Here is a 12521-nt window from a genome sequence, read left to right on the forward strand (position 1 = left end):
ACTTCGCCGAACTGCGGTACTACTTCGCCGAGCTGCGGTACTGCTTCAGTCGCCTGCGGTACTGCTTCGCGTCAGTCGCGCGGCTCGCGCGCGGTCAGGATGATCGGGCCGTCCGGGGTGATCGCGACGGTGTGCTCGCTGTGCGCGCCGCGCGAGCCGTCGGCCGAGCGCAGGGTCCAGCCGTCGGGGTCGGTGTAGATCTCGTCGGTCGTCTCGAGGAACCACGGCTCGATCGCGACGACCAGGCCCGGCTTGAGCGGGAACCCGCGCTTGCGGCGCCCGTCGTTCGGGATGTGCGGCTCGCCGTGCATCGTGCGCCCGACGCCGTGCCCGCCGAAGTCGGTGTTCACCGAGTACCCGGCCGCGTGCGCGACGTCCGCGATCGCCGCGGAGATGTCACCGACCTTCTTGCCCACCTGCGCGGCCGCGATCCCGGCCTCGAGCGCGCGCTCCGTCGTCTGGACGAGCTTCGCGTCCGCCTCGCCGAGCGCCCCGGCGCGCGGCGTCCCGACGACGAACGAGACAGCCGAGTCCGACACCCAGCCGTCGACCGAGGCGGCGAAGTCGATGCTCAGCAGGTCGCCGTCGCGCAGCGCGTAGTCGTGGGGGAGCCCGTGCAGCACGGCGTCGTTGACGGAGGTGCACAGCACCTTCCCGAACGGGCTCGCGCCGAACGACGGGTGGTAGTCGATGTAGCACGACTCGGCGCCGCGCTCGCGGATCATGCGGTGCGCGACCTCGTCGAGCTCGAGCAGGTTCGTCCCGACCTTCGCCGCGGCGCGGACGGTGGTGAGGACGTCGGCGACGAACCGTCCGGCGGGTCGCATCTGCTCGATCTCGCGCGGCGTCCTCAGCTCGATCATCGGTGTCCTTCCGGGGCAGGGTGCGGTCGTGGGTGCACGACCGCGGTCCACGATATCGGGACGGTGCCCTGCGCGGTCCCGGGGGGTGGGCCGGCCGCCGCGGGGGCCGGAGCCCGGCTGTCCGTGCGCGCGGATGTCGCGTGCCGTGCCCGCACGGGGGAGAATCACCCCTCGTGGCTGGCATCGACGACGTCGCGAGGGCCGCCGGGGTGTCCACGGCGACGGTCTCGCGCGCCCTGCGCGGCCTGCCGAACGTGTCGGAGTCGACCCGTCGGCGGGTCCACGCGGAGGCGGCGCGGCTCGGCTACGTCCCCACGCCGTCGGCGTCGTCGCTCGCGACCGGGCGCACGCGGACGATCGGCCTGCTCACGCCGTGGGTGAGCCGCTGGTTCTTCGCGAACGTCATCGAGGGGGCCGAGCGCGCGCTGCGCGACGTCGGCTACGACGTGCTGCTGCACACCTTCGTCGTGCGCCGGGACGAGGAGCGGCGCCGCGTCGACCCGAGCGTCCTGCGGCACCGGGTGGACGGCACGCTCGTCGTGGGCCTGCCGCTCGACGACGACGAGGTGCTCGCGCTCGTGGGCCTCGACCGCCCGCTCGCCTTCGTCGGGTCCGGTCCGGTGGACCAGGTGACGGTGCGGCTCGACGACGTCGCCACGGGCCACGCCGCGACCCGGCACCTGCTCGACCTGGGTCACCGCGTCGTCGGGCACGTGACGGGGACCCCCGACCTGGTGTCGTCGTGGTCGCCTCCGTCCGAGCGGTCGCAGGGCTACGCGCGGGCGCTCCGGGAGGCGGGGGTCGTGCACGACCCGGACCTCGAGGTGAACGGCGACTTCGACGTGCAGGGCGGTCGCGTGTCGACGGCGGACCTGCTGCGTCGTCGACCGGACGTCACGGGCATCTTCGCCGCCTCGGACGAGATGGCGATGGGCGCGCTGCTCGCAGCGCGCGACCTGGGCCTGCGGGTGCCCGAGGACCTCTCGGTCATCGGGGTCGACGGCCACGACCTGGGGGAGGTGGCGGGGCTGACGACGATCGCCCAGGACGCCTACCAGCAGGGCGCCGACGCGGCGACGCTCCTGCTCGAGATGATCAACGGCGCGCCGGTGCCCGCGAGCCTCACCTACCCGACGGAGCTCGTCCGGCGGGGCTCGACAGCGCAGCCGCGGTCCGGTCCTCCGCCCCACGCGTCCTGACGGCGCGCTCCGGCGCGCACCTCCCCGCGGGGTGTGGGAGCGTGGCCACCGCAGGGCTGTGCCGTCGACGCCTCCGCCGCTCCCGTGACGGAATCGTTACCCAAAGGCCGCCGCCCTGTGCTTGCAGAACGCCGATGTAAACGCTTGCATGGATCTCGGGCGAGAGCGCACCCGCGCTCGCGACGTCGCGACGCGCCAGACCGGACCGGTCGGCGCGTGCTGCGTCAGCACTCACGACGAGGTGGAGGCTTGACATGACCAGGAGCACGATGTCCCGCGCCGGGCGCCGGCGCGCGATGGCCGTGGCGGCGGGCGGGGCGAGCCTCGCGCTCGTCCTCGCCGCGTGCGGCGGTGGCGGCGACGGGGGAGACGGCGGCGGCGAGGGCGAAGCCGAGGCGGCCGAGATCGACTGCGCGCCCTACGAGGAGTTCGGCGACCTGGAGGGCACCGAGGTGTCGGTATACACCTCGATCGTGGAGCCCGAGCAGGAGACGCAGGAGGCGTCCTACGACCCGTTCGAGGAGTGCACGGGCGTCACGGTGAAGTACGAGGGATCGCGCGAGTTCGAGGCGCAGCTCCTCGTCCGCATCCAGGCCGGCAACGCTCCGGACATCGCGTACCTGCCGCAGCCGGGCCTGCTCAACACGATCGTCAACGACTTCCCCGGGGAGATCGTCGCTGCTCCGGAGGGAACCGTCGCGAACGTCGACGAGTTCTTCAGCGAGTCGTGGAAGGAGTACGGGACCGTCGACGGCACGTTCTACTCCGCGCCGCTCGGCTCGAACGTCAAGTCCTACGTCTGGTACTCGCCCTCGATGTTCGAGGACGCCGGCTACGAGGTCCCCACCACGTGGACCGAGATGATGGACCTCAGCGACCAGATCGTCGAGGACGGCGCCATGCCGTGGTGCGCGGGCGTCGAGTCCGGTGACGCCACCGGCTGGCCCGCCACGGACTGGATCGAGGACGTCGTGCTGCGCACGGCGGGGCCCGAGGTCTACGACCAGTGGGTCACCCACGAGATCCCGTTCAACGACCCGCAGATCGTCGAGGCGTTCGACACCGCGGGCGAGATCCTCAAGGACCCGGCGATGGTCAACGCGGGCCTGGGCGGCGTGGACTCCATCGCGACCACGACGTGGACCGACGCGGGCTACCCGATCCTCGACGGCACCTGCTGGCTGCACCGCGCCGCGAACTTCTACCAGACGCAGTGGCCCGAGGGCACGGAGGTCGCCGAGGACGGCGACGTCTACGCCTTCTACCTGCCGACCGACCAGACCGACATCAAGCCGGTCCTCGGCGGCGGCGAGTTCGTCGCGGCCTTCGACGACCGCCCCGAGGTCCAGGCCTTCCAGACCTACCTGTCCTCGGCGGACTGGGCGAACACCAAGGCGACCACGACCCCCATGGGTGGCTGGGTCAGCGCGAACAACGGCCTCGACCCGGAGAACCTCGCCACGGACTTCGACAAGCTGTCCGCGGAGATCCTCGCTGACCCCGACGCGGTCATCCGCTTCGACGGGTCGGACCTCATGCCGGGCGAGGTGGGCGCCGGGACGTTCTGGACCGGGATGGTCAACTGGTTCACCGGGTCCGACACGCAGGAGGTCGTCGACACGATCGAGGCGTCCTGGCCGGCCTCGTCCTGACGACGCCGCGCGCGCCGAGAGCATGACCGGACGGGGGGTCCGCCGAGACCGGCGGACCCCCCGCACCGGCTCCACCCGTTGACCGTGCTCGACCCTCAGAGCCGTGGGCGAGCAGACCGGAGGCCACCATGGACTGGTTGACCGACCCGAGCTCTCCCGTGGAGAAGTTCGGCCTGATGTTCCTGGCGATCGTGCTGTTCGTCGTCGTCATGGGCGCGATCCTGCTGGCGGTGGACCGGCCCAAGCGGGTACCCCGCTGGGTCGTCGTCCTCGCGTTCGTCGGGCCGGCCGTGATCGGCCTGGCCTGGGGTCTGGTGAGGCCCGCCATCATCACGGTGTGGAACTCGCTGTTCGACCGCCGGGGCAACGAGTTCGTCGGCCTCGACAACTACGTCACCGCGTTCACGACGGACCAGTTCCAGCTCGTCCTGCGGAACACCGCGATCTGGGTCGTCGTCGTGCCGCTCCTCTCGACGCTCATCGGCGTCGTCTACGCCGTGCTCGTCGACAGGACGCGGTTCGAGAAGTTCGCGAAGGCTCTCGTGTTCCTCCCCATGGCGATCTCCATGGTCGGCGCGTCGATCATCTGGGGCTTCGTCTACGAGTTCCGCCCGGACCAGCCCGGTGTCCAGCAGATCGGTCTGCTCAACCAGGTCATCGTCTGGCTCGGCGGTCAGCCGCAGCAGTTCCTCATCGGTCAGCCGTGGAACACCTTCTTCCTCATCGTCGTCATGATCTGGATCCAGACCGGTTTCGCCATGACGGTGCTCTCGGCGGCCATCAAGGCCATCCCTGACGACATCGTCGAGGCGGCCCGCCTCGACGGCCTCAAGGGCTGGGGGATGTTCCGCTACATCACGATCCCGAGCGTCCGGCCGGCCCTCGTCGTGGTCCTCACGACGATCGCGATGGCGACGCTCAAGATCTTCGACATCGTCCGCACGATGACCGGCGGCCAGTTCGGCACGCAGGTCGTCGCGAACGAGTTCTACACGCAGGCGTTCCGCCAGAACAACCAGGGCCTGAGCTCGGCGCTCGCGGTGATCCTCTTCATCCTCGTCGTCCCGATCATCGTGTACAACGTCCGTCAGATGCGTCTCGCCGAGGAGATCCGATGACCAGCACCCCGATCCCCCCGGTCGCCTCCACGACGGACCTCACCACCGAGGCCGAGCTCGAGGGCCCGCGGGCACCGCGCAAGATCAGCCGGCTCGAGAAGCGTGCCATCGCGGCGAAGGGCAAGCTCAGCTCGCCCTGGGCGTCGTTCATCGCGATCCTCATCGCCATCCTGTGGACGGTCCCGTCGATCGGCCTCCTCGTGACGTCGTTCCGCCCCGAGCTGGACATCCGCCGCAGCGGGTGGTGGACCGTCTTCACGGGGAACGCCGAGTTCACGCTCGACAACTACGACCAGGCCCTCTACGGCAGCGGGTCCTCGCTGTCGACGTACTTCGTCAACTCGTTCGTCATCACCCTGCCGGCCGTGTTCATCCCGATCACCATCGCGCTGCTCGCCGCCTACGCGTTCGCGTGGATCGACTTCCGGGGGCGCGAGATCCTCTTCGTCGCGATCTTCGCCCTGCAGGTCGTCCCGCTCCAGGTGGCGCTCGTCCCCCTGCTGCGCGACTACGTGAACGTCGGGCTGAACGGCACCTTCTGGACCGTGTGGCTCTCCCACTCGATCTTCGCGCTCCCGCTCGCGATCTTCCTGCTGCACAACTTCATGAAGGACATCCCGCGCTCCCTCGTCGAGGCCGCCCGGGTCGACGGTGCGGGGCACGTGAAGATCTTCTTCCAGGTGCTCCTGCCGCTCCTCGTCCCGGCCATCGCGTCGTTCGCGATCTTCCAGTTCCTGTGGGTCTGGAACGACCTTCTCGTCGGCCTCACGTTCGCGAACACCGAGTCCTACCCGCTGACGGTCCGCATCGCCGAGATGGCGGGCTCGCGCGGCGGGGACTGGCACATCCTCACGGCCGGCGCGTTCATCTCGATCATCGTGCCGCTGGTCGTCTTCATCGCGCTCCAGCGGTACTTCGTCCGCGGCCTCCTCGCGGGGTCGGTCAAGGGCTGACCGTCCGGTCCGGCGCGCGGCACCCGCCCGCGCCGGACCGGTGCGGGCGGGTGGGCGCCTAGAGTCGACGGGTGCCCGTCCGTCCTGCCGCCGCGCTCGGGCGGGTGCCCGTGCCCGCCCTCTTCGTCGTCTCGGGGCTGACGCAGTACCTCGGTGCGGCGATCGCCGTCGGGCTGTTCGCGGTCGCGGGGGCCGTCGAGGTCGGGTGGTTGCGCATCGCGGCGTCCGCCGCGCTCCTGCTCGTCTGGCGGCGACCGTGGCGCAGCCGGTGGACCCGGCACGACGTCGCGTGGGTCGCGGTCTTCGGCGTCGCCCTCGCGACGATGAACCTTGCGTTCTACGTCGCGATCGACCACCTGCCGCTCGGGACGGCGGTCGCGATCGAGTTCTGCGGCCCCGTCGCCGTCGCGGCGGTCACGGGGCGGGGCTGGCGCGAGCGCGGCGCCATCGGGGTCGCGGCGCTCGGTGTCGTGCTCCTCGCGGGCGTCACCGTCGAGTCGGGGCTGCCGCGCGAGGACGTCGTCGTCGGGCTCGCGGCGATCGGCGTCGCGGCCGCGTGCTGGGCCGCGTACATCGTCCTGGGCCGGCGGGTGGCGGTCGCCGGGTCGGGCGTGACGTCGCTGTCGGTCGCCATGACGCTCGGCGCGCTCGTGTTCGCGCCGTTCCTCGCGTCCTCGGCCCTCCCCGTGCTGGCCGACTGGCGGTACGCGCTCGCCGTGGTCGGCATCGCGCTGTTCTCGTCGGTGGTGCCGTACGCGCTCGAGCAGGTCATCCTCCGGCGTGTCAGCGCCGCGACGTTCTCGGTGCTCCTCGCACTGCTGCCGGCGACCGCCGCCGTGATCGGAGCCGTCGTCCTGCGGCAGATCCCCACGGCGCCGGAGCTCGTCGGCCTGCTGCTCGTCTCCGGCGCGATCGCGATGACGGCGCGCCGGACGCCCTAGAGGTACTGGCCAGGCGACGGGCGACCGTCGTGCGGATCGTGGCCACCCTGCTGCCCCGGCACGCCGGGACCGCCCGGGCCCATGGGCATCGCCCCTGGCGGCAGGGCGCGTCGCATCTGGGAGAGCTGCGACTGCGCCGCCATCTGCTGGGCGACGAGCGCCGTCTGGATGCCGTGGAAGAGCCCTTCGAGCCACCCGACGAGCTGGGCCTGGGCGACGCGCAGCTCGGCGTCCGTGGGGACGGAGTCGTCCGAGAACGGCAGCGTGATGCGGTGCAGCTCCTCGACGAGGTCGGGCGACAGGCCTTCCTCGAGCTCGGTCAGCGACCGCTCGTGGATCTCCGCGAGGCGCGAGCGCGCGGCCTCGTCGAGCGGTGCGTCGCGCACCTCGTCGAGCAGCTTCTTGATCATGCCGCCGATGCGCATGACCTTCGCCGGCTCCTCGATCACGGTCGCCGGGTTGCGGTCGGCGTCCGTCGAGTCGTCGCTCTCGACGACGCTCACCCCGACGCCGTCCGGCGTGACGACCGTGACGCGGTCGGGTCCGTCGTCGGTCTCCGGGGTCTGGACGGGCTCGTCGGGGCGGGGTTCGCGCGTCTCGTCAGCCATGGGGACAGTCTTGCGTGCCCCGCCCACGCGCGCACAGGCCACGCGGTGCGGCCCGCCCGCAGGAGCCGTCCCGGGGCCGGCGCCCGAGATCCGGGACCGGGGCGAGCAGGGGCTACGGGACGAGCAGGACCTTGCCGAACACGTCGCCGGACTCGAGGAGCTCGTGCGCCCGGGCCGCCTCGGCGAGGGGGACGCGCGCGTGGACGACCGGTCGGACCCGCCCGTCCTCGACCATCGGCCAGACGTGCGTGAGGACGTCGTGGACGATGCGCGCCTTCTCGTGCGCGGGACGCGAGCGCAGCGTCGTGCCCGCGACCGTGGCGCGGCGGGCGAGGAGCCGGCCCAGGTCGAGCTCGGCACGGGCTCCCTTCTGCATGCCGATGACGACGAGCCGACCGTTGGTCGCCAGGGCCTCGAGGTTGCGGTCGAGGTAGGCGGCTCCCACGACGTCGAGCACGACGTCCGCGCCGCGTCCACCGGACGCCTCGCGCACCGCCGCGACGAAGTCCTCCTCGCGGTGGTCGACGGCGAGGCTCGCCCCGAGCGTCAGGCACCGGTCCGCGCGCTCACGCCCGCCGGCGGTGACGGCGACCTGTGCCCCGAGCGCGGCCCCGACCTGCACCGCGATCGTCCCGACGCCGCCCGACCCACCGTGCACGAGGAGCCACTCGCCCGCGGCGAGCCGGCCGACGTCCACGAGGTTGCTCCAGACGGTGCACGCCGCCTCGGGCAGCGCCGCGGCGTCGACGAGGTCCACCCCTGCCGGGACCGGCAGGACCTGCGTCGCGCGGACGCGGACCTGCTCGGCGTAGCCTCCGCCGTCGAGCAGCGCGACGGCCCGGTCGCCGACGGACCACCCGCTGACCTCGTCGCCGAGGAGGGCGACGGTGCCCGAGACCTCGAGCCCCGGCCAGTCCGGTGCGCCGGGCGGCGGAGGGTAGGATCCAGCGCGTTGTAGCAGGTCAGCGCGGTTCACGCCAGCGGAAGCGACGTGCAGGACGAGCTCCCCAGGCCCAGGGGTCTGGTCAGGGAGCTCGGAAACCGTTAGTTTCGCAGGGCCGCCGGGGCCGGATATCGTGACGCCTCGCACGACGTCGAGACTACGCGTGGGCCGCCGGGGGCGCCGGTCCGCCGCGGGGCGAGGGGGCCGACAGCAGGTGTGGGAGCGCTTGCGTCCGGATTAGGCGTCCGGGGGAAGTGCACCGATAGTTAGTACGCACGACCGGGGAGACGGGACGCAACGGACGCGTCGGGGGCGCCGATCCGGGTTGACCAGGGTGATGGAGGCAGGTTCGAATGCTCCGCAGGTTGAGCGTCCGCGGGAAGATCCTTGCGGCTCTCGCGGTGCCGGTCCTCGTGCTGTTCATCGCCGCGGCCGTGATCTCCGGTCAGGCGATCGCGTCGGCACGCACGGCGAGCCAGACGAGCGCGCTCGTCGACGCCCTCGAGAAGCAGGACGTCGCCGGGACGGAGATCGCGGCCGAGCGCTCGCTCTCGATCCTCGAGTCCTACCGGGCGGAAGGCGCCGAGGAGCAGATGCTCGCACAGCGCGAGAAGACCGACCGCGCGCTCGACACCCGTGACCGGGCCTACGAAGCCTTGAACCTCTCGGCGCTGGACACCCGCGTGCAGGACGCGGTCGAGCAGACGATCGCCGACCGGCAGGAGCTCGAGTCGATCCGCCGCGGGATCGACCGGTCGAGCCTCGGTGAGCAGCAGCGCACGGCCCTGTACACGGGACTGATCAACAACGCGCTCGACGTGCCGGCGAGCCTCGCGGACACCTCCACCCAGCGTGGTCTCGCGCAGTACCTCGACGCCTACGTGGTGCTGGACCGCCTGCTCGCCCAGCAGGCCGTCGAGCTCCCCGTCGCGGGCAACGTGATCGCCGCGGCGCAGGTCGGCCAGGAGAACGAGACCGCGAACCAGCGGGCCGCGGTCCTCCTGACCACGGGTGACACGCTCAGCCAGGAGGCTCGTCGGTCCATCCGCCTCCTGCCGGACTTCGACCAGGCGCTCCCCGTGCCCGGCGCGGTGTACAACCAGCTCCGCGCCAACGTCGCGGGCTCCCGCCCGGCGTCGGTCACCGCGACCGCCGCGAGCGAGTGGCAGACGTTGTCCACGGAGGACCGTGCGAACACCACGCCCGTGCGTGACGCGGTGCGGTCCGAGACGATCACCGAGGCCTCCGCGCTCGCGACCGCCGCCACCACGCGCGCGATCCTGACCATCGCCGCGACGCTGGCCGCAGTCGTCGCCTCGATCCTCGTCGCGGGCCTCATCGCCCGCGCGATCGTCAACCCGCTGCGCCGCCTGACCGACGCCGCCGAGGACGTCCGTGACCAGCTCCCGAAGCTCGTCGAGCAGGTCGCGGTCCCCGGCCAGGGCCCGGGCATCGACCTGACGCCGATCACCGTGGAGTCCACGGACGAGGTCGGGCAGCTCGCGACCGCGTTCAACGACGTGAACTCGACGACCGTCAAGGTCGCGCGCGAGCAGGCCGCGCTGCGTGGCTCCATCGCCGAGATGTTCGTCAACGTCGCCCGTCGCGACCAGGTGCTCCTCAACCGCCAGCTCGCGTTCCTCGACGACCTCGAGCGCTCCGAGGAGGACCCGGGGACGCTGTCGAACCTGTTCCGGCTCGACCACCTCGCGACCCGGATGCGCCGCAACGCGGAGTCCCTCCTCGTCCTCGCGGGCATCGACTCCGGCCGTCGCGTGCGTCAGCCCATGCCGGCGTCCGACGTCATCCGTACGGCGTCGTCCGAGATCGAGCTGTACGACCGCGTCCGCCTCAACCTCGTCGTCGACCCGCTCATGCTCGGGCACAACGCGCTCAACGCCGCACACCTGCTCGCCGAGCTCCTCGAGAACGCGACGATGTTCTCGGAGCCGCACACGCCGGTCGAGGTGACGACGGGTCGCGACGAGCACTCCGTCTACATCACGGTGCGCGACCACGGTCTCGGCATGACCGCGGAGGAGGTCGCCGAGGCGAACCGCAAGGTCGCGACGCACGCGGCGTCCGACGTCGTCGGCGCGCAGCGCCTCGGCCTCTTCGTGGTCGGCCGCCTCGCGGACCGCCTGGGCGCGCGCGTCCGCTTCGCCACCGGGTCCGACGGCAACGGGACCGAGGTCACCGTGTCGTTCCCGGGCGTGCTGTTCGTGCCCGACTCCAACGTGCCGCTCCCGCAGCCGACGGACCCGCTGGAGACGCGCACGCAGGCCGCCGCCCAGCAGCTCGCCGCCACCGGTGTGGTGCCGGCCGTGGAGGCGCCCGCGCCGCAGCAGGCCCAGCAGCTTCCCGCCGCCCCGACCGTGACGTCCGCGACCCCGGCCGTCGAGCCCGAGGCGGCACCCGTCGCGGTCCCCGTCGACCTCGCCGCCCTCACCGACGGCACGACCCAGACCGGGATGCCGCGTCGTCGGTCGCGCACCGTCGACCCCGCGGCGTCGGCGCCGAGCGCGTCGTTCGCGTCCGGTCCGCAGACCGGGGCGATCGTCCTGCCGCCGCTCGCGACCCCCGCGCTGCCCGACGAGCTGCCCGCGGGCGAGGACGCCTGGACCCCGCCTGCCGAGGTCGCTCCCGCGGGCAACGCCCTCCCGAGCCGCGCGCGCCAGGCGGCACCGACGGTCGAGCCGGTCTCGCAGGAGATCCCCGTCCTCGACGTGAGCACCCGCAGCGCGCTGTTCTCGAGCTTCCGTCCGGTCGGGGAGCGCGCTGCGACGGAGAACCCGGTCGACCTCCCGGCGGCACCCGAGGTCACCGCGACGGACATCCCGCTCGCCGCGGACACCGTCGTGAGCGAGCCGGTCGCCGAGTCGCCGTGGGCGCCGCAGGAGCCCGTGGTCCAGCAGGAGCCTGTGGTCCAGCAGGAGGCATGGGCGCCGCAGGCGCCGGCCGAGCAGCCGTGGGCCCCCCAGCAGGCCTGGTCCGACGAGACGCTCTCGGGTCGGGCGACGGCAGCGGTCACGGACACGTCCGACGCGACGCGCGTCGTGCCCGCGGTCCCCGTAGAACCCGAGCGCTGGAGCGAACCCGTCGACGACGCGACGGTGGCTCGTGCCCCGCTCGCGCAGCGGGTGCCGGCCCCCGAGCCGGCGCGTGTCCCGGACCCGGTGAGCGACGTGCCCGTCGTGCACGGCGAGGCCGACCAGGAGGTGCCGGCAGAGCTGTCCTTCGAGGCGCTGCCGCGCTTCGAGGAGCTCATGGCGGACCTGCCGACGCGACGTTCGCTGCGGGAGAGCCAGGTGCGCAAGCGTGGCCTCTTCGGCCGGCGCCCGCGCACGACCGCCACACCGCGGGCGACGGTGGCCCCGGACGGTCCGTCCGCGGCGGCCCTCGCCTCACGTCCTGCGGGGCCCGTCCCGGCCGAGCCCGCTCCGTCGGCACCGCTGACGCTCACGCCCGCCGAGCTGGTCGACGACGTCCCGGCACCGGTCCGTGCCTCGGCGTTCGCGGCTCAGGCGCCGTCGTCCGCGCCGGGGGCGGACGCCGCACCGTCGCCGTTCGCGGCGCCGGCACCGGCTCCTGTGACGGGGTCCCAGCCTGCGCCCGCCGTGGCCCGCGCCTCGGTCTTCGCGCAGCCGGAGCCCGCGACGCGTCAGGCTGTGGAGACCGTCGCCCCTGTCGGGGCGGCCGGCACGGACGCGTACGTCCCGGTCGACCCGGTCCGGCCCGCGGTCGCGACCGCGCCGGGCACGGGGTTCGGTGCGCCGACGCCGCTCGTCCGTCGCCAGGTTCCCGAGGCGATCGAGCCGCTCGAGCCGGGCTACGTGAGCGACTCGGTCGAGGCGCGCTCCGACTGGATGGCCTCGGCCGTCCTGTACGAGGAGATGTCCACCCTGCTGCGGGGCAGCACCGACTTCCAGGAAGCGACGTTGGCGGACCCGAACGACGGCACGTACCAGCCCCTCACGGTGGAGTCGGCCCCGCCGGCCGGCCTCACCCGCCGTTCGCGCGGCGAGAACCGCGAGGGCTACGTGGACCGCTTCACGGCCCGCATCGACCGTGACCCGGAGCAGCTGCGCGCCCGCCTGTCGGCCTTCCAGTCCGCCACGGCACGAGGCCGCGTCGAGGGCCAGGACGAGCCGGGCTCGACGTGGACCCCGGAGACCATGGATTATGTCCCTGATTCAGCGCCGCAGGCGCGGTGATCACGTGCCCGCTGCGGCAACTGACGAGGA

General features: G+C 72.7%; 9 protein-coding genes. 6 read left to right on the plus strand and 3 right to left on the minus strand.

Annotation, left to right across the window (positions count from 1 at the left end; genetic code table 11):
• Positions 1-71: 71 nt before the first annotated feature.
• Positions 72-863 carry a type I methionyl aminopeptidase gene (gene map, locus NFS20_RS13095; protein ID WP_251152221.1) on the minus strand — a complete coding sequence of 264 codons (792 nt, stop codon included), beginning with the start codon at positions 861-863 and terminating at the stop codon, positions 72-74.
• Positions 864-1036: 173 nt separating this feature from the next.
• On the opposite strand from map, the gene NFS20_RS13100 reads away from it, so the two are divergent.
• From NFS20_RS13100 to NFS20_RS13120, 5 genes are all read left to right on the plus strand, one after another.
• Complete coding sequence (locus NFS20_RS13100; protein ID WP_251152222.1) at positions 1037-2062, plus strand: LacI family DNA-binding transcriptional regulator; 1026 nt, start codon at positions 1037-1039, stop codon at positions 2060-2062.
• A gap of 254 nt (positions 2063-2316) precedes the next feature.
• Entirely contained in the window at positions 2317-3714 is a 1398-nt protein-coding gene (locus tag NFS20_RS13105; RefSeq protein ID WP_251152223.1) for an ABC transporter substrate-binding protein, read from the plus strand.
• Between the two features lie 128 nt (positions 3715-3842).
• Positions 3843-4832: a carbohydrate ABC transporter permease gene (locus NFS20_RS13110; protein WP_251152224.1), complete on the plus strand. Its 990-nt coding sequence runs from the start codon at positions 3843-3845 to the stop codon at positions 4830-4832.
• Positions 4829-5785 carry a carbohydrate ABC transporter permease gene (locus tag NFS20_RS13115; RefSeq protein ID WP_251152225.1) on the plus strand — a complete coding sequence of 319 codons (957 nt, stop codon included), beginning with the start codon at positions 4829-4831 and terminating at the stop codon, positions 5783-5785. Before NFS20_RS13110 ends, NFS20_RS13115 begins: the two co-directional genes overlap by 4 nt.
• 71 nt (positions 5786-5856) lie before the next feature.
• Positions 5857-6726 carry an EamA family transporter gene (locus NFS20_RS13120; protein WP_502800817.1) on the plus strand — a complete coding sequence of 290 codons (870 nt, stop codon included), beginning with the start codon at positions 5857-5859 and terminating at the stop codon, positions 6724-6726.
• Here the strand turns inward: NFS20_RS13120 and NFS20_RS13125 are convergent.
• Both NFS20_RS13125 and NFS20_RS13130 read right to left on the minus strand, forming a co-directional pair.
• Positions 6723-7334 (minus strand): bacterial proteasome activator family protein, encoded by a 612-nt coding sequence (locus tag NFS20_RS13125; RefSeq protein ID WP_251152226.1) that lies wholly within the window; start codon positions 7332-7334, stop codon positions 6723-6725. The two genes, NFS20_RS13120 and NFS20_RS13125, sit on opposite strands and share 4 nt — an antisense overlap.
• A 112-nt stretch (positions 7335-7446) precedes the next feature.
• The gene (locus tag NFS20_RS13130) at positions 7447-8424 is read right to left on the minus strand and encodes an NAD(P)H-quinone oxidoreductase (RefSeq protein ID WP_251152227.1); all 978 of its coding nucleotides are present in this window, start codon (positions 8422-8424) and stop codon (positions 7447-7449) included.
• A 218-nt stretch (positions 8425-8642) separates the two neighbouring features.
• Here NFS20_RS13130 and NFS20_RS13135 point away from each other — a divergent pair, with 218 nt between their 5' ends.
• On the plus strand, positions 8643-12491 hold the full coding sequence (locus NFS20_RS13135; RefSeq protein ID WP_251152228.1) for an ATP-binding protein: 3849 nt from the start codon (positions 8643-8645) through the stop codon (positions 12489-12491).
• Positions 12492-12521: the final 30 nt, after the last annotated feature.

The sequence above is a fragment of the Cellulosimicrobium sp. Marseille-Q4280 genome (assembly GCF_943181405.1).
Classification (GTDB): Bacteria; Actinomycetota; Actinomycetes; order Actinomycetales; family Cellulomonadaceae; genus Cellulosimicrobium.